This window comes from Bifidobacterium sp. ESL0819, from assembly GCF_052606245.1.
In genome coordinates, this window is record NZ_CP199587.1 from 559,232 (window position 1) to 577,752 (window position 18,521).

Here is an 18,521-nt window from a genome sequence, read left to right on the forward strand (position 1 = left end):
ATAGGATTTATTAACTTTGTTTTCGCGTTTTCGCTTTTTTATTTTCCTCGTATTACTTCCCTGTCGCCACACATGGACCGTCAAACATGCTGGCACTCATTGCTCCGCCTGATAACTGGCATCACCGACAGTGGCAGGCCCCAAGCGCTGAAACAATCAGGCCTTATTCGACCTCTCAAATGGTGGAGAGGGATAACCGAATCCCTGCGACAGCCTCGTTTGCAACTTTCCGCACAAACAATACGAGGCCGGGTTATCCCCTAACAATAGGCGCGCAGCGCTGCCGCACCCATGCTGACACCACGAGCATCCTGTACGGACCTGCCATTACACAAGCCGCTGGCTACATATTTCAAGATTCATATAAGGTCAATCGAGACACAAGAACGAGCCATTACACCATCCGAAGGTATCTATAGGCCGTGGACTCCGAAATGGACAGCAGCCTGGCAACCTTCGCCACCGAACCCTTGATGTTGAAACAACCCTGGTCATTCAACCGCCGTATCGCATCAAGTCGCTGTTCAGGACTCAATTGATCAATCCTCGCCCCTGCCTCGACGCAGGTTTGATCGATTACCTGTTCTATGACATCGTCCGCTGAAGCTACCAGGTTCTCTTCCTGCTGCTCGGTGTCATTATGGTCAGACACTGGGAAGTACATATCCTTCAACTGTTCGACCATATGCTCGATAGCCAGCAATGGCGTTTGATCGCTGTTAATACACAGTGCTCCGACAATCTTTCCTCGATGTCTTATCAGGTACGTGGAGGAGACAAGCAGGTTCTTGTTGGTGGAAGACCTTCCCCGGTATCCAACCACATAATCACTGCCATCAGGTGTCCCATCGCGCACGAGATGAAGCAAAAAATCGGTCGCCGGAGAACCGACTTCCCGAGAAGACACCTGACCATTAGCTATAGCAATGATCGAGTTCTTCGTATTGGCAACATCATGCAACGCTACTTCGGTTCTCGGCCCTAAAACCTCACCAAGGAAATTGACCAAAGGAATATACTGTTTCAGATATTGAGCATCATCTGCCGAATCAGACTCCTGATCGACTGTCCTGGCATTATGCACCATACGCGTTCACCCCATCGCATCTGTATACAACCGTATTTCACGCATACCTGCCCAGGCCAGAGGGTGGCCTCCCAAAACGCTGGCACCCTCCGACCTGTTACGGCAGTAGTTCTAAAGTAGGCCTTCTCCTTTGGCGATATAGGCGGACATCTCATCCCGGGGCACCATAGACCCGCCAGTGCACCACGCTATATGCGTCGCCCTGGCCATAGAAGCATCATCCAACCCGATCTTTCTGATGTACTCCCCGCCGCTCAGGACTCGCCATGGTCCCACAAATCCGGCAGCAGCCGAAGGCTCGATATTTATGCCTGATGCATCATGAAGACTGGCCTCAATACGGAAGAGCTCATCATCATCTATGGTGAGGAAACCGTCCACTAGACCTTGCATGGCCTTGCCCACGAATCGAGACGGGCGTCCACAGGCCAGACCATCAGCTGCAGTCACATTATCGATTCCAAAGTCCTGAACGCTTACCTTATCGTGCAGACCAGTGTATGTGCCCAAGAACATGGATGGGCAATGGGTCGGCTCAGCAAAGATGCAATGCACAGCATCACCGAAGACCGTCTTGAGCCCAAAAGCCACACCGCCAGGAGAGCCACCAACCCCACAGGGCAGGTAGACAAAGAGAGGATTATCCTGGTCCACTCGAACATCATAGGTGCGCAACTGGCCCGCCAGACGCCTTCCGGCTACGGCATAGCCCAGAAAGAGGGTGGTGGAATTTTCATCATCGATGAAGTAAGCCATGGGATCGGACTGGGCCTCTTTCCTGCCAGATGCAACTGCGACCGAATAGTCCGATTGATACTCATAGACATGAACGCCATTGGCGCGAAGCTTGTCCTTCTTCCATTGTCGTGCATCCGCCGACATATGCACACTGGCATCAAAGCCCAGAGCTGCACTCATAATGCCGATGGACAGCCCCAAGTTGCCGGTCGAACCGACTGCGATCTTATACTGGCTGAAGAATTTCTTCATAGCGGGCGTCGCCAGCTTGCGATAATCATCATCGACAGTCAACAGTCCGGCATCAATGGCCAGGTCCTCAGCATGCTTAAGCACCTCGTAGATGCCGCCTCGCGCCTTAATGGATCCGCTGATAGGCAATTCACTGTCCAACTTAGCCCACAACTGTCCCGGCAACTGTTGACCATATCGATTGCCCAGCGCTGCAGCCAAGCCCGGAACCGCGACAATCGGCGATTCTATGATCCCCATGGAACTCGCTGTGGCCGGGAACAGCGCCATAATTAGCGGTGCGAACCTCTTCAATCGATCTGCAGCGTCGTCAACATCCGTGACCGTCAGGCCCACGCGCTCAATTCCATCCTTTGCAGGCAAAACCTGATCATTGAACCAGGTCGTTTCTTGCTCCTGCATCAGTTCCTTCAAGAGCGGCAGGTCACTGGTCCATTGCGCAGCCGTTTTTCCGTGTATCAATTCATTCATGATTCGACTCCTTTTTATTCTCGCCAAGCCGTTGTCGTTTCTCGGCCAATCAAGTTAAACGACCAGACTCAGCAGCAAAGTAACTCCTAGAGCTATAACGGATGTGATCGATGTGCCGACTGTCAGTGTCTTGTAAGCCTGTGGAACACTTATATGCAAATATTCCTTGACCATCCAGAACAGAGAATCGGTCACATGCGTCAGCCCAATGGCGCCGGCTCCAATAGCCAGAGCCAGAATCGCAGGCGAAAGGCCGGGATTGGCCGCCAGCATGGGCAGCACGATGCCAGCAGCGCTGATCATGGCCACGGTGGCAGAACCGACAGCGAAATGCAGTATCAAAGCTATGAGCCAGGCCAGAATGATAGGGCTGACCGGCAAATGGGAGAAGGCCTTGGCCAGACCAGGCGCGACGCCCGAAGCCGTCAGTACCGCATTGAAAGCTCCTCCGGCACCGATGATCAGCAGAATTCCACCGATCGGGCCAAAGGAACCGTCAGTTATTTCTTGCAACTGCTTCAACCCGAACCCCTTGTTTAGCCCGAGGGACCAATAAGCAAACAGGAGAGCAATGGTCAAGGCCGAGATCGGATTTCCGATGACATTGATCCACTTCATCGCCAGAATGTCACTCGGCAGCATCCGTTCGCATATGGTTCTGGTCACCATGATCAACAGAGGCAGAAGAATAGTAAGCAAGGTGATGCCAAAACCAGGAAGCTTCTTCTCGCTCTCTTCATCAAAAGAGCCCATACCGCCTTCTTCGTCCTTTATCAGAGCAGGGTCATGTGCCGGTATGGCAAAATGCGCAAACAAGACTCCGCCGACTAGAACGGAGGGGACCGCAACGCACAAACCCAGTAAAATCACTGTCCCAATATCGGCATGCAAGGTCCCTGCGATTGCCGTAGCAGCCGGATGAGGCGGAAGAATGCAGTGCACCACCATCAAAGAAGTAGCCAAGGGAATGCCGATTTTGAGCCGTGATATGCCCGCCTCTTTAGCTACCACAAAGACCAAGGGCACCAGAAGAACAAAACCGACCTCAACAAAAACCGGTATCCCGCAAATTAAGCCAAGCAAGGCCATGATGATTGTTGCGTGCTGTTTGCCGAACACACGCAGCATGGTCTGGGCCAACCGTTGGGCCCCGCCCGAGACCTCCAGCAATTTGCCCAGAACAGCCCCGAATCCAATGATCAGTGTAAGAAATCCGAGGGTATCCCCAACACCCTTTTCTATAGTATCGATGATTTTATCCAGAGGCACCCGGGTAACAAACGCCACAAAGAAGGCCGCAATCAACAGAGCGAGCGATGGATGCATCCGGACCTTGACGATCAGCAGCACAATTAGAGCTATGGCAATCAATAAGACCACCAAAAGCGGACCAGTATCCATGACAACTCCTTTGTTTTCAGAACACTAAGTAAAGAAAATTTTACCGTTGTAACTATTTATTGTCAAACATAGCAGCAAATCGCTCTTGAAATATATCGGCATCAGGTCAAAAAAATCGCCGCCACATGGACGGCGATTCGCAAGAGGCCATAGGCCTCCTAGAGGTCACTGCACCTGGGAGCGGGCGATCTTGCCAGTGAAGGACTGGGCCTCATCGGCATCCTTGACGTCCTTGTTCCAGGAGAACATGGCGCGCAGCTTGGGGCCGACCTCCTCGATCTTCTCGTGGGAGTACTTCTCCTGGAGTTCCTTGAACTTAGGGGCGCCGGCATCCTGGTCGTCGATGAACTCCTTGGCGAAGGAGCCGTCCTGAATGCGCTGCAGCTGGTGGCGCATCCTGTCCTTGGTGGACTCGTCAACCACGGTGGAGGTGAAATCACCGTACTGGGCAGTGTCGGAGCAGGACCAGCGAGCCTTGTTCAGGCCGCCTTCGTTCATCAGATCAACCAGCATCTTGAGTTCGTGGCAGACCTCGAAGTAGGCGATCTCCGGCTGGTAGCCAGCCTCGGTCAGCACCTCGAAGCCGGCCTCGACCAGATGGTTGACGCCGCCCATAAGCACATCCTGCTCACCAAAGAGGTCGGTCTCGGTCTCTTCCTTGAAGGTGGTCTTGATGGCGCCGGCGCGCAGAGCGCCCAGAGCCTTGGCGTAGGCCAGGGTGATATCCCAGGCATCGCCGCGCGGATCCTGCTCCACGGCCACCACCACGGGCACGCCACGGCCAGCGACATACTCACGACGGACGATATGGCCCGGGCCCTTGGGGGCCACCATGAAGACAGGATGGTCGGCGCTGGGCTTGATGTAGCCGTAATGGATGTTGAACCCGTGGGCGAAGGCGACCGCCGCACCCTCCTTGATGTTGGGCTCGATGTCGTCCCGCCAGATGTTGCGCTGGTACTGGTCGGGGGCCAGAATCATGACGATGTCGGCCTCTTTGGTGGCTTCGGGCACGGTCTTGACCTCCAGGCCCTGCTCCTTGGCGAAGGGCACCGACTTGGAGTTGGCACGCAGGCCAACCACCACATCCACACCGGAATCACGCAGGTTCAGCGCATGAGCATGTCCCTGGGAACCGTAGCCGATGATGGCCACTTTCTTGCCTTGCAGAACCGAGAGGTCCCCATCCTTCTCATACCAGATCTGTGCTGCCATTATCTACACTCCTTTATGTGCGATCCAACCGGACCCGCTCTTCCAGACCGGCGAACGCAAAATACTGTGAATTCCTGTCGTTGTTCCAGGCGGACGATGCTCTTTCGATCGAGGCGACGGATTTTGTCCTTGACCCCGATCCGTACCCTGTGGATACGGTATGCCTCCAACCATACTCGTGATATGGCCAGATGGACTGTCCGCAATTCGTTGTTCGGACACCAGCGCGATTGGAGGAACCAGCTGGCGGGATGCATCCAGGGCTTACTTGGCGAAGTCCACATCCTTGGTTTCGTGGCAGGTCAGCACTGCCACCAGGCAGCAGACCGCCATAACGGCCAGGTAGAGCCCGACCGAGCGCACTCCCCAGTGGGAGGAGAGCCAGGTGGCGATGGTGGGCACGAAGGCCGCGCCCACGATGGCCGCCAAGTTGTAGCCGATGCCGGAGCCCGAATAGCGCACGTTGGCGTCGAAGAGCTCCGGCAGGAAGGCGCCTATGGGCCCGAAGGCGATGCCCATCAGGGCGAACCCGACGCAGAGGAAGACCATGACCTGGAAGGTGTTGTGATGGGCCATGAGCAGGTAGGGGAAGACCAGGCTGAAGACCACCAGCATGACGGAGCTGCCGATCAGCACACGACGACGGCCGATGCGGTCCGCATAGACGCAGGCCAGCACGATGAAGAGGGCGAAGACCAGGATGGAGACCATGAGCATAAGCAGATACTCCTGGTTGCTGAAGCCCAGTCCGCCGCCGCCCTGGGACTTGGGCTTGGTGCCGTAGGCCAGGGACCAGGTGGCCAGGGTATAGAAGAGGGTGTAGGTGACTGCGACCAGGAAGGTGGCCTGGAGCACCTGTCGCCAGCTCTTGCGGAAGACCTCCAGCAGAGGGGTCTTGACAACCTTCTGCTGATCCAGGGCCATCTGGAAGATGGGGGTCTCCTGCATGGAGACGCGCACAGCCAGCCCTACGACCACCAGGATGGCGGAGAGCAGGAAGGGCACACGCCAGCCCCAGCTCAGCATCTGCTCGGGGGTGCAGAACATCTCCAGCAGGAAGTAGGTTCCATTGGCCAGAAAGAAGCCAATGGGAGCGCCCAGCTCAGGGAATGAGCCGTAGAGCGCCCTCTTGCCTTCCGGAGCGTTCTCAGTGGCCACCAGAGCCGCACCGGACCACTCGCCGCCCAGGCCTATTCCCTGGATGAATCGGCACAGGCAGAGGACCACCACGGCCCAGAGCCCCCAGGAGGCATAGGTGGGCAGGACGCCGATCAGGACTGTGGAGCAACCCATGGTCAGCAGGGAGACCACCAGCGTGGTCTTGCGTCCCTGGCGGTCCCCGAAGTGTCCGAAGATCAAGGATCCCAGTGGCCGCGCGATGAAAGCGATGGCGAAGGTCAGCAGGGAGGCCAGCAAGGCCACGGTCGGATCGGTCTTGGGGAAGAAGAGCTTGGGGAAATAGTTGGCCGAAGCCGTCCCGTAAGCGTAGAAATCGTAGAACTCGATGGCCGTGCCGACCATGGAGGCCCCGATGACTGTGCGAACCGAGCTGCGGGTCACACGGGTGCGGCCGGACACGGAGGTTGCCGGGGCCGGGGAAGCAACACTGACGTCGTTTGCCGTCATCACTTCATCTCATCTCCTTATAGAAAAACCCCGCTGTCAGCAGGGTCTGATGCGATGAAGCCTATGCTCGTCCAGCCCCGCCTTCCGACGGGGTCGAACAATGAAGATTGCCGAGTCAGTCCGCCGGTGAGGACGGGCTAATAATTCGTGCGGACACGGTGCCGAATCGGCGGGTGTCTGTCAAGCTGGTCATCACGGCGAACCTCCCTTCATCATCCTCGAATCGGATGCGTTCTCTGTGCATCCGCATTGATGCCGACCATAGGCCTGACCTCAGTCGGTCCAGCGAGACTGGTCCACTATGTGGACGGGTGGATGTTGGAGTCAATGAAGAACCGTCCCGGAAATTCGTCGGAGATCACGGCCTGACGGTCGGCATACATCAGCGCACAGGAGAAGGAAAATCCTGCGGCCAGCGAATCCGGCGGCACCAGAAAGAGGGCTGTGGCCAGACCATCAGCCAGGCCCGTGGGGTGTTCGTTATCGTTTTCGCCGGCCACCACCCAGGAGGCCAGCACACGGTCAACCGGACGACCATCGATGGCATCCAGGATGTGGTGAAGCGCCGTCAGCCCTGCCGCGGCCGCATCCTCGGAGCGATCGGTCCAATGGCGGCGACTGGGTGCCGAGGCGCACAAGGAGCCACGGGACAGCTCGATCCGACCCACGCCTGCAGACAGATCGCTGGGATCCTCCATGGCGATGGAGACCAGGCGAGAGGTACGCATACGCATGTCGCCACCGGCATCGATCAGATACTCCTCGACCCGAGGTTCAAGCAGATCGGCAATCAGATCCACCAGATAGCCCTTGCCGACTGCCCCGAAATCAAGGCTGACCGGACCGGCAGTCATAAGGACAGTACCCTGACGCCTGAGGTCATTGCCCCAGGTCGGCCGCCCATGGATACGTCCCAAATGACCGGCAGCATGGGCCTGCAGCCGGAAGGTGGGCTGCCTGCCGTAGCCCAGACGGGTCAGATCCTCGCCCACCATGGGGTCCAAGGCCCCGTCGGTGGCGGAATACAGCCTGTCATATAAGTCAAAAAGCCCCTGGCAGTAGTCAGGAAAGACGAACCTGCCCCCATGAGGAGCCTGGGCCATTTGCGCAGGTATGGCATCCTGCCTGAACCGCGACAGGGCACGCTCGTAATCCTCGATCAGATCGGCAATGGCCCCGTGCAGCCGTTCTCCCAAAGGCCGATCCGTGGAGATGATAATTCCCGTGCCGACCGCCCCAGGGAAGGCGGTCAGGCAGGGCAGAGCCATGGAACTCCCTCAGCCGATCAGCGAGTGGATCTGTACGATCTGATCGCGGCCGGGACCAGAACCAACGGCAGAAATACGACAGCCGGACAGATCTTCCAGGCGGTGGATGTAGTCCTTGGCCTTGATCGGGAACTCCCCGAAGCTCTTGGCGCCGGAGATATCCTCGCGCCAGCCCGGCAGCTCCTCGTATACCGGCTGAGCTGATTGGAACTCGGCCTGGTCCACGGGCATCTGATCCACCCTGACGCGGGAGCCGTCGGACCGGGTGATGTCGTAGCCCACGCAGACCGGGATGGTCTCCAGACCGGAGAGAACATCCAACTTGGTCAGCACGATGTCGGTCAAGCCGTTGACCTGCACTGCATAGCGGCTGACCAGCGCATCGAACCAGCCGCAGCGGCGGGAGCGACCAGTGGTCACCCCATACTCGTGGCCCTGACGGCGCAGCCATTCGCCCTGCTCATTGTCCAGCTCCGTGGGGAAGGGCCCCTCTCCCACGCGGGTCACATAGGCCTTGGCCACGCCAACCACCCGGTCGATCTTGGTCGGGCCCACGCCAGTGCCGGTGCAGGCGCCCCCGGCCGTGCAGTTGGATGAGGTGACAAAGGGGTAGGTGCCGTGATCCACGTCCAGCATGGTGGCCTGCCCCCCCTCGAAGAGGACGTTCTTGCCTTGTTCCAGAGCCTGGTTGAGCATTAATGAGGTATTGGCCACGTAGGGCTTGAGCCGCTCGGCGTATCCCGCCAGCTCTTCAACGGTGGCTTCCACCTCAATGGCCCGGCGGTTGTAGAGCTTGACCAGCATCTGGTTCTTCTGATGCAGACTGGCCTCCACCTTGTCGCGCAGATGGTCGACATTGAACAGATCATGCACACGAATGCCCACACGGTTGATCTTGTCGGCATAGGCCGGGCCGATTCCGCGGCCTGTCGTGCCGATCCTATGCTTGCCCAGGAAGCGCTCGGTCACCTTATCCAGCGTCCGATGGTAGGGGGCGATGACGTGCGCGGACTCGCTGATCCTCAACCGGCTGCAATCAACGCCGCGGGACTGGAGTCCATCGATCTCTTCGAAGAGGGCGGCTGGATCCACCACGACGCCGTTGCCGATGACCGGGGTGATGGCCGGGTGAATGATCCCCGAAGGCAGGAGGTGGAGGGCGTACTCCTGGTCACCCACGACCACGGTATGGCCGGCATTGTTGCCCCCGTTGAACCTGGCGACGTAGTCCATGTGCTCGCCGATCAGATCCGTTGCCTTGCCCTTGCCCTCGTCGCCCCACTGGGCCCCCACGATCACGATTCCAGGCATACGATGCTCCTTATCCACTGGTCGCCATCCAAGGAAACGACGGCAGACCATCCATAGATGAGCCTAACCCTACGCATGGAGCGGAAGACGAACCGATCCAGGCATCATAAGAGCCGAACAGACTCAGCTGCCGATCGTGGCTTCCCTGCCCGCATGACCCTCCTCGGACGGAAAGTTGTCAATCATCTCATGGCACGTCCCGCGCTGCCCAGCTGCTGGCAGGCTTCGACTACACGCGCCGCCATCGCGTCCTCGGCCTGGCGTCCCCAGGAACGAGGGTCGTACTCGCTCTTGTCCCCAACCTCCCCGTCCACCTTGAGGACCTTGTCGTAATTGACGAACATGTGCCCGGCCACGGCTCTGGTGAAGGCGTACTGGGTGTCGGTGTCCACATTCATCTTGACCACGCCATGAGCGACGGCCGAGGCGATCTCTTCCGGCTGCGAGCCAGAGCCCCCGTGGAAGACCAAAAGAAAGGGCTTGTCGGCAGGGGCGCCCGGGGCGGGGATGCCGCTGACCCGTCCATCGGATATGGCTCTGGCTGTTCTGTCCTGGATCTGCCCCAGCAGGTCAGGCCTCAGTTTGACCACGCCGGGCTTATAGGACCCATGCACGTTGCCAAAGGTAAAGGCCACCATGTAGCGGCCGCGCTCGCCCAGCCCCAGTGCATCAACCACCTTGGGCCCGTCATCGGGCGAGGAATAGAGCCGCTGATCGATAGCAGCCGAGTGGCCGTCCTCCTCGCCGCCGACTGTGCCCACTTCGATCTCCAGAATGGTGTGGGCAGCGCGGGACAGCTCCAGCAGCTCAGCAGCCGCAGCCAGATTCTTCCGCAGGGGCAGGCCGGAACCGTCCCACATATGTGACTGGAAGAGCGGATCCTGACCGTGGGCCACCTGGTCCTTCTCGTAGACCAGCAGGGGCCGCACCCACTCGTCCAGGTATTGCGGGGCGCAGTGGTCCGTATGCAGGGCCACAGTGATGCTTGGATATCGGGCGATCACCTCGTGGGCGAATCCAGCAAAGGCAATGGAGCCAACCACTCGGTCAGCCAGGCGCTGTCCGGACAGGTAGGCAGCACCTCCCACGGAGACCTGAATGATCCCGTCAGACTGTGCTTCGTCCAGCCCCTGCAGGGCCGCATTCAGGGTCTGGGTACTGGTCACATTGATGGCGGGATAGGCGTAGGACCCCCGTCTGGCCGCGTCAAGCATCGCCGTATACCGTTCCGGAGTCGCTAAAGTCATACCCTCATTATCGTCGGCTGCAAGGAAAAGCGGCCGACAATCCGCAGCCGCAGACATCACCGATGGATTCGCTGGTCTCTGCTCTGATGGCGAACACCCCACGACGCACTTTGACAAGACCTCAAGTCGCATGTATTTTAGCTCCGTACAGTTTGATAAAACGTTACATCAAACAGGTTGTTTGTTTCACGGCAGTAACGAATCAGCCCAGGGAAGGCACGACATAGGTAACAGAGGGTTGGGGCAGCCCATTCTTCTGGGAAGGAGACCAACGTGTCAGCAAGCAAGGGAACCGTCCGCAAGATCATCCTGGATCTGGACACTGGCATCGATGACACACTGGCCCTGTCCTACGTTCTGGGCTCCCCGGATGCCGAACTGATCGGAATCACCGGCACCTACGGCAATGTAGTGCTCGACCGGGGCGTCGACAACGATCTGCGGCTGCTGGCCATGTACGGCAGGGAGGACATCCCGGTCTTCAAGGGGATCGATCACCCCAGCACTGCCGACTCCTTCAGCGTTCCGCCGGACTCCGAGATCTTCCACGGGGCCAACGGCACCGGAAATGTCGAGATCCCCGCGCAGACCGACCGGCAGGCCAGCCAGCAGAGCTCAGTGGACTTCATCATCGACGCGGTTCGCCGTTACCCCAAGGGCGAGCTGGTCGTGGTGCCTACCGGCGCTCTGACCACCATTGCTGCAGCCCTGGAGCAGGCCCCCGACATCGTCGACCGCATCAGCATTGTCATGATGGGCGGCACTTTGACCCAGCCGGGCAATGTGGGTCCCTTCGCGGAAGCCAACATCAACCAGGATCCCGAAGCCGCCAACCGGGTCTTCGCCACTGCCGCAGACATCACCATGGTTGGCCTGGACGTGACCACCCAGGCTCTAATGAGCCGCAAGGACACTGAGGCCCTGCGCGCCACAGGCACCAGCGCCGGGCGCTTCCTGGCAGACATGACCGACTACTACATCGACGTCAGCGAAAAGGAGAGCGGGGTCTACCTGGGCGGCTGCAACCTGCACGACCCTCTGGCCGCTGCCGTAGCCATCGACCCCAGCCTGGTCACCACCTTCGCCACCAATCTGATGGTCGAGACCGAGGGGCCGCAGCGGGCCCGTACTATCGGCAACCCCAGCAGACTTCTGGACCCGGTCAAGAACACCAAGGTGGCCCTGTCGGTCGACACCGAGCGGTTCACCCGGCGCTTCATGGACAGGCTTCTGACCCTGGTGAGCAAGACCGAGAGCGAACGATAGGAGGACGGCAGTCATGAGCGAATCCATCACCACCGGGGCTACCGAAGCGGCCATGGACGAGAACCGCCGCAGCACCAAGCGGGCCCTGCCGGCGCTGCTGGCCATCTTCCTGCTGGGCACCCTGATGATCCAGGCCTTCAACCTGGTCTTCCAGAATGTGGGCGACTCCCTAGGGATGTCCGCCAACGCCTCGCTGATCAGCACCCTGCCCGGGATCGTCCTGGGCGTGGTCTGCATGCTCTACGGAACCCTCTGCGACTACATCTCCCCTAGGAAGATGACTCTGTTCGGAGTGGGTGCCTTGATCATCGGCAGCCTCTTGGGCTTCTTCGGCTCATCGAACTTCTGGGCCGTCGTCCTGGCCCGCATGATCCAGACCGCAGGCGGTCAGGTGGCCGGATCAGTCTTTCTGGTCATGGCCATGAAGTACCTGAGCGACAAGGAGCGCGCCTTCTACCTAGGCATCTTCAACGCCGTCTACTACGCATCCTCCGCCGTGGGCATCTTCGCTGGCGGACTGATCACCTCCATCGATTGGCGCTACCTCTTCCTGGTGCCGCTGGTCTCCATTCTTTTGATCCCCCCGGTGCTGAAGTACACGCCGGACACCGGCATCAAGGGCGAGCGCATCGATGTCTTCGGCATCGCCCTGTTCGCGCTGATAGCCGGATTCGTGGCCGTCTACTTCTCCTTCCCGGCCACCTGGATGCTGGGGGTGCTGGCCGTCCTGATCCTGATCTTCGCCGGTTACGTCTGGAAGGGCGCCAACCCCTTCCTGAGCCGCGGATTCGTGACCAACGGCGCCTACATGGCTGTCCTCCTGGCCCTCTTCGTCTTCTACTTCTTCAACTTCGCCTGCGTGCCCATCTACAACGTGATTGGCGACCGCATCTACGGGATCTCCCTGAGCCAGGTCTCCCTCTGCCTGACCATCGTCTACATCGTGGCCACTCTGGTGGGCTGCCTGTCCGGAGCCATCATGAACGCCATGGGACGCCTGCCCATGCTGATCCTGTCTGCCCTGCTCATGATCGTCGGAGCGGCCGGTTCGGCCCTGATGCTCACCTCGGGCTTCTGGGTCCTGACCGCCTTGGCCTCGGTCTTCATCGCCGGCATCACCATGTCCTACACGCCCCTCTACGACTCCTTCTCGGCCACCCTGCCAGTGGACCAGAACGGACGCGGCATCGGCATCGGGGATCTGATGATGAACACCTCAGCCTCCATCGGGATGGCTGTATACAGCGGACTCATGGCCAATCCACAATTCGGGTCGCATGCTTTGGCAGGCGTCAAGACCGGCATCCAGGCCCAGGCGGCCAACATGTTCTGGGTCATGGCGCTGGCCGCCCTGCTGGCCCTGATCATCGTGGCCGTTTTCCACAAGGCCATGTCAGCCAAGGCTCCCCAGGAGCAAGGCTGATGTGACTGACACATACTTGGTCGGATGACCGCATGGCCTGGTCCGCTCTTCCCGGCTTTGGGGATGAGTCAGACCCAGGCCTGGCATCCGGCCGCTCGAACCGGGGAGGAAGCGGAGTTCGGACAGCTTTCGGCAATGTGTAGTCCCCCTCTTCCCTCAGCCGCCGAAAGCGAGAAGACCGCTCCCTCCCCCCGGTGGAGAACCCCCGTCATAGCCATAACTGGCGGGGGTTCTTCCATACCTTCAGCCCCAGCCTTCATGCTTTGCCTATGGTTCAGACCATGGATCGGAGCACAGCCTATGGAGATGTTCGAGTAGAGGGACCAGGGAATACAGCTGCACGGATTTTTCGCTCCCATCTTCAAGATCCGTCGGCCCTGGATCTTGAATCCAAGACAGGGAGCAGTTCAAGGGAGCTGAACCCGGTTTGGCCAAGCATCGAACGACTGATGGACTTGCAAGCGCCTGACTGCCCTGTCATGGCATTGACGAACGCAAATCCAGCCGCTGGCGGCAAGGGGTTTCACAAGAAACATTCGCAGACCAGTATGCACTCCAGAACAAAGAGAACCCGACGGTGCGTGAACACCGCCGGGCGAGAGAGAAGAAAGGGAAATCAGTTGTCGGACGGGGGTCAGCCGCCCGTTCGGTTTTTGTGCCGACACTTATAGTAAAGAACGCTTACCTTATGAGGACGATAGTGTTATCTGAAAATTCTCTGTGAATTCAGCAGGATCGGACGGCGGGCACAGGGCCGATTAGACTGGATTGCGGATGGTCTTCCGCCTGCCGAGAGACCTGCCGCCAACGACTCTGAAGGAGATACCTAGGCATGCTGCTCAGCGATCATGACATCCTGGATGCCCACCAGGCAGGACACCTGAATTTGGACCCGTGGACGCCGGCCATGGTCCAGCCCTCGAGCGTGGACGTACGACTGGACCGCTACTTCCGAGTCTTCAACAACCATCAGTACACCTATGTGGATCCCGCAGAGGACCAGGGTGCATTGACCGAGCAGTTCGAAGTGCCCAAAGACGAGCCTTGGATTCTGCACCCCGGCGAGTTCGTCCTGGGATCCACCTGGGAGTACGTCAAGCTGGACTCGACGCTGGCCGCGCGGCTGGAAGGCAAGAGCTCTCTAGGCCGTCTGGGCATTCTGACCCACTCCACCGCCGGATTCGTCGATCCCGGCTTTGAAGGTCACATCACTCTGGAGCTGTCCAACGTAAGCACGCTGCCGGTCAAGCTCTGGCCAGGCATGAAGATCGGCCAGATGTGCTTCTTCCAGCTCTCCTCACCCGCCCAGTACCCCTATGGTTCCGAGCACAACGGATCCCACTACCAGGGCCAGCGCGGACCGACCCCGTCCCGCTCCTACGTCAACTTCTACAAGGCCGACGTCTCGGACTGACTGCCCACAGCCATATCCACCGTCTCCTTGACTTCGAGCACACTTCAAGAGGTATAGCTGAATCTGCCGGAATGACCCGGACAAGATGACGGCAAGGAGATCAACCCATGGCAATCAAACAGACGGCGGGCCACGATCAGCTCGGCCGGTTCGCACCACAATTCGCCCATCTCAATGATGATGTGCTCTTCGGCCAGGTCTGGTCACGCGAGGATGAGCTTTCGGCCCGGGACCGCAGCATGATCACCTGCGCGGGCCTAATGAGCATGGGGCTCTTTCCCCAGTTGAAGAGCCATATGGTCATGGCCAAGAGCAATGGCGTCACTCGCGCTCAAATGGTGGCGCTGATCACCCATCTGGCCTTCTATGCGGGATGGCCCAAGGCATGGTCGGCTTTCGCCCTGGCCAAGGAAGTCTACGGCGAGGGCGACCGTGACGACAAGAGCCAGGACAAGGCTGCGACCGCAGCTGAATCCAGGACCGAGCCGGATTCAGGACCCTATCCCTTGGGAGATTCAGCTGACGGACCCAATTTCAGCGGCCATGTCTGGCTGCACCGCCTGACTGATCCGGACGCGGAATGCTCAGCCGGCAATGTGACCTTCGCACCTGGGTGCGTCAACCGCTGGCATACCCACCCACATGGCCAGCTTCTGATCGTCACCGCCGGGCAGGGGTGGGAGCAGGAGGAGGGCCATCAGCCCCGCAGGCTGAAGCCCGGCGACGTGATCTTCTGCCCGGCAGGCGTCAGGCATTGGCATGGGGCCTCGGGCCGGTCATCCATGGCCCACATCGCCATCACTCCGGTCTCGAAGGGACAGCCCCCTGCCGAATGGATGGAGTTCCCAGACCCTGACCAGGTAGCCGCTCTGGGGTGACCCGCGCGCCGATCCACGCAGCCTGATCTGCACAAGTACAGTGAGTCTTCGCCCTGCAGATATCGAGTCCGACGCATGCCTGACCGGTTCCCGCCTGCCTTTACACTGAAGACATGGCTAACAAGAAAGGCCCGACCAAGGGTTCGGGCGGCAAACACCGCAATAAACTGCGCGGGCGGGGGCCTACCCCCAAGGCCGAAGATCGTGTCTACCACAAGGCCTACAAGGCCCGGCAGGCGGCCCAGCGCAGGCAGGCAGCCGATCCGCGTCTGGCTGCCCGTCGCCGGGCTGACCGGTTCGCTTCCGATTCCGACGATCTGGTCATCGGCCGCAACGCCGTCCTGGAAGCCCTGCGCGTAGGAGTACCGGCCAGTCAGCTCTATCTGGCCGCCCGAATGGACCATGATGACAGAACCAGGGAGATCGTGCGGCTGGCCGGACAGGAGGGACTCAACCTGCTGGAAGCTGACCGTCTGGAGATGAACCGCATCGCCCGATCCAGCAGCCACCAGGGCGTGGTCCTCAAGGTCCAGCCCTACCAGTATGCCTCCCTGCAGAGCCTGGTCGACAGGGCCGAGAAGCGCGCGGCTGCACTGGAAGGGGCCGACCAGGCGTCTAGGTTTGCCGCACGTCCGCTTTTCATCGCCCTGGATGGGGTCACTGATCCGCAGAATCTCGGGGCCGTGATTCGTTCCGCTGCGGCCTTTGGGGCATCAGGGGTGGTTCTGCCCGAGCGTCGCAGCGCCTCGGTCACAGCTGCGGCCTGGAAGGTGTCCGCCGGAGCCGCCGCCCATCTGCCTGTGGCCCGCGTGGTCAATCTGACCAAGGCCATTCAAGGGCTCAAGGAGCGCGGCTACTACGCAGTTGGCCTGGACGGCGCAGGCAGCACCATAGTAGGCGAGACCGGCTTCGAGGCCGATCCTCTGGTGGTGGTCCTGGGCTCCGAGGGCAAGGGGCTGAGCCGCCTGGTCCGCGAGAACTGTGATGCCCTGGCCTCCATCCCCATTTCCAGCTCGGTGGAATCCTTGAACGCCTCGGTGGCAGCCGGTATCAGCCTCTACGCCGTAGCGATGGCACGCCGCCGTTCCATCAGCAAAACCAAATAGCCTTGCCATCAGCAAAACCAAATGGCCTTGGCAGGTATCGGCAATCTGGACGCGATCAGACCACGCGGCAACAGCCAGCATGCAACAGACCCTTGCCGCACACAAACCCAAGAGTCAGCTGGAGGCCCAGACCGCGTCATCCTGATCGTCCTGGTCGGCAGCCGCATCCAGGCTGCCGGGGGCGTAGACCGATCTCAGCGAGTTTCGGCCGCCATTCGTATCCTCAAAGGATGATTGCGACGGCACTCCCCCGCGCGCTCGATCACGATCCGTCTGGGCGTCTGCTCCGGCCTGGCCTCCAGCCTTGGTCTGGATGTTCATGTCACTGTTGTTCGCGTCTTGGCCGCCCACCTCGCGGCCACCTGCGTCCTTGCCGGTCCTATCATGCGAGGCTTGCCCATCCTGACCAGCCTGAGCATGAGTGCCCTGCCAATTCATCTCGTCATCCACCACACCGGCATCGGCCTCTTCATTGATGGTCCTCATGTCTTCGGAGTCCAACCGGTACTCGGGCAGGGATTCGCTGATATAGCTCTGCACGGCCTCGGCCATGGGCACGTCGTGACCGGCCTTCTCGGCCATCAGCCAGCGGTGGGTCAGCACTTCATGGAAGAACTGGGCCGGTTCGATCTGCGAGCGGTATTCCGGCGGGATCATGCGCACGGTGGGCTCGAAGACCTCGCGCATCCAATCGGTGGCCACAATCTCCAGGTCCTCGCCCTGTCGCCAGGTGGATGCCCGGTAGGCATCCAGATCGTTGAGCAGCCGCCGGGCCTGGTTCTCCTGCACATCCAGACCGGTCAGCCTCAGCAGCTTGCGGGAGGCATAACCGGCATCGACCACCCTTGGGCGCACCAGCACCCGGTTGCCATCCTCCTCGGTCTTCATCTCCAGCTCGTCTACGTCGAAGCCCAGATCGTTGAGCCGGTTGACGCGGCGCTCGATCTTCCACATCTCATCCGGATCGAAGCTGTCCACGTCTGTCAGCGCGCTCCACAGTGAGTGATAGCGGTCCACTAGCCGGTTGCCTACGCCGACCTCGTCCACCTCGCCAGCCAGCAGGTTGCCGGAACCCAGATCCATAAGCTCGCCGATGATGTTGGTCCTGGCCAGGTCGATGTCATACTCGCGCTGCCCGTCGGTCAGGCTTGGATGCAGATCGCCAGTCTCGGCATCGACCAGACAGGCCGAAAAGGCATCGGCGTCACGCAGGAAGAGCACGTTGGACAGGGAGACATCTCCCCAGTAGAAACCTGCCAGATGCAGCCTCACCAAGAGGACCGCCAGGGCATCGATCAGGCGCTCGGCCGTGTCCGGACGCAGATTACGGGCGAATAAGGCGCGATAGGGCAGCGAGAACTTGAGATGCTGAGTAACCAGCATGGCCTCCAGAGGCTCGCCCTCGCGAGTATGCCGACCGGTGACTACAGCGATGGGGTTGACCGTAGGAAGTTCCAATTTCTGCAACTTACGCAGGAGCTCATACTCACGCTCGGCCACCCGCTGGGTGATTTCCTTCATGGCGTAGACATCGTCGCCCACGTGTACAAAGCGGACCACGTGCCGGGAGATGCCTCTGGGCAGGTTGGCCAGCAGATCCCGAGGCCAGGTGGCCAAAGGCCGCTCCCAAGGCAGTGTGAACATCCTGGGATTGGAGCTGGTGGCCGTGATGTGCAAGGCAGCTGGCTCCTGCTCGGAAGAGGGATCGGCCGCAGTTTTTATCGAGGTGGCTTTCAGGGCACGGGGATCCAGAGAGGAGGCCGTTGCCCGGTTGATATTCACGCTAGTCATGCTTCTCCGTCCCATTGCCGCCCATCC

At 59.8% G+C, this 18,521-nt stretch carries 13 protein-coding genes and 1 pseudogene; 5 read left to right on the forward strand and 9 right to left on the reverse strand.

Annotated features, from left to right (window positions below):
- Nucleotides 1–394 precede the first annotated feature (394 nt).
- From ACUIAD_RS02580 to fbaA, 8 genes are all read right to left on the reverse strand, one after another.
- Entirely contained in the window at nt 395–1,087 is a 693-nt protein-coding gene (locus tag ACUIAD_RS02580) for a helix-turn-helix transcriptional regulator (protein WP_445343602.1), read from the reverse strand.
- A 111-nt stretch (nt 1,088–1,198) separates the two neighbouring features.
- Nucleotides 1,199–2,548 carry a D-serine ammonia-lyase gene (locus ACUIAD_RS02585; protein ID WP_445343603.1) on the reverse strand — a complete coding sequence of 450 codons (1,350 nt, stop codon included), beginning with the start codon at nt 2,546–2,548 and terminating at the stop codon, nt 1,199–1,201.
- 54 nt (nt 2,549–2,602) lie between these two features.
- On the reverse strand, nt 2,603–3,949 hold the full coding sequence (locus ACUIAD_RS02590; protein WP_445343604.1) for a GntT/GntP/DsdX family permease: 1,347 nt from the start codon (nt 3,947–3,949) through the stop codon (nt 2,603–2,605).
- Between the two features lie 165 nt (nt 3,950–4,114).
- Entirely contained in the window at nt 4,115–5,164 is a 1,050-nt protein-coding gene (ilvC, locus tag ACUIAD_RS02595; protein ID WP_110452859.1) for a ketol-acid reductoisomerase, read from the reverse strand.
- Between the two features lie 264 nt (nt 5,165–5,428).
- Complete coding sequence (locus ACUIAD_RS02600; protein ID WP_110452860.1) at nt 5,429–6,790, reverse strand: MFS transporter; 1,362 nt, start codon at nt 6,788–6,790, stop codon at nt 5,429–5,431.
- 299 nt (nt 6,791–7,089) lie between these two features.
- Complete coding sequence (locus ACUIAD_RS02605; RefSeq protein WP_445343605.1) at nt 7,090–8,058, reverse strand: FAD:protein FMN transferase; 969 nt, start codon at nt 8,056–8,058, stop codon at nt 7,090–7,092.
- 9 nt (nt 8,059–8,067) lie between these two features.
- Nucleotides 8,068–9,369: an adenylosuccinate synthase gene (locus ACUIAD_RS02610; protein WP_445343606.1), complete on the reverse strand. Its 1,302-nt coding sequence runs from the start codon at nt 9,367–9,369 to the stop codon at nt 8,068–8,070.
- A 182-nt stretch (nt 9,370–9,551) separates the two neighbouring features.
- Nucleotides 9,552–10,616 (reverse strand): class II fructose-bisphosphate aldolase, encoded by a 1,065-nt coding sequence (gene fbaA / locus ACUIAD_RS02615; protein ID WP_110452863.1) that lies wholly within the window; start codon nt 10,614–10,616, stop codon nt 9,552–9,554.
- Between the two features lie 273 nt (nt 10,617–10,889).
- Between fbaA and ACUIAD_RS02620 the strand changes: the two genes are divergently transcribed.
- From ACUIAD_RS02620 to rlmB, 5 genes are all read left to right on the forward strand, one after another.
- Nucleotides 10,890–11,882, forward strand: a complete 993-nt coding sequence (locus tag ACUIAD_RS02620) for a nucleoside hydrolase (RefSeq protein ID WP_445343607.1) — start codon at nt 10,890–10,892, stop codon at nt 11,880–11,882.
- 13 nt (nt 11,883–11,895) lie between these two features.
- Complete coding sequence (locus ACUIAD_RS02625; protein ID WP_110452865.1) at nt 11,896–13,305, forward strand: MFS transporter; 1,410 nt, start codon at nt 11,896–11,898, stop codon at nt 13,303–13,305.
- Nucleotides 13,306–14,137: 832 nt separating this feature from the next.
- On the forward strand, nt 14,138–14,719 hold the full coding sequence (dcd, locus tag ACUIAD_RS02630; protein ID WP_445343608.1) for a dCTP deaminase: 582 nt from the start codon (nt 14,138–14,140) through the stop codon (nt 14,717–14,719).
- Nucleotides 14,720–14,826: 107 nt separating this feature from the next.
- Nucleotides 14,827–15,597, forward strand: coding sequence for a carboxymuconolactone decarboxylase family protein (locus tag ACUIAD_RS02635; protein WP_110452866.1), 771 nt, complete (start codon nt 14,827–14,829; stop codon nt 15,595–15,597).
- 113 nt (nt 15,598–15,710) lie between these two features.
- Entirely contained in the window at nt 15,711–16,703 is a 993-nt protein-coding gene (rlmB, locus tag ACUIAD_RS02640; RefSeq protein WP_110452867.1) for a 23S rRNA (guanosine(2251)-2'-O)-methyltransferase RlmB, read from the forward strand.
- Between the two features lie 381 nt (nt 16,704–17,084).
- Here rlmB and ACUIAD_RS02645 read toward each other — a convergent pair.
- A pseudogene (locus ACUIAD_RS02645) lies at nt 17,085–18,494 on the reverse strand (DUF4032 domain-containing protein); the annotation flags it as partial.
- Nucleotides 18,495–18,521 lie beyond the last annotated feature (27 nt).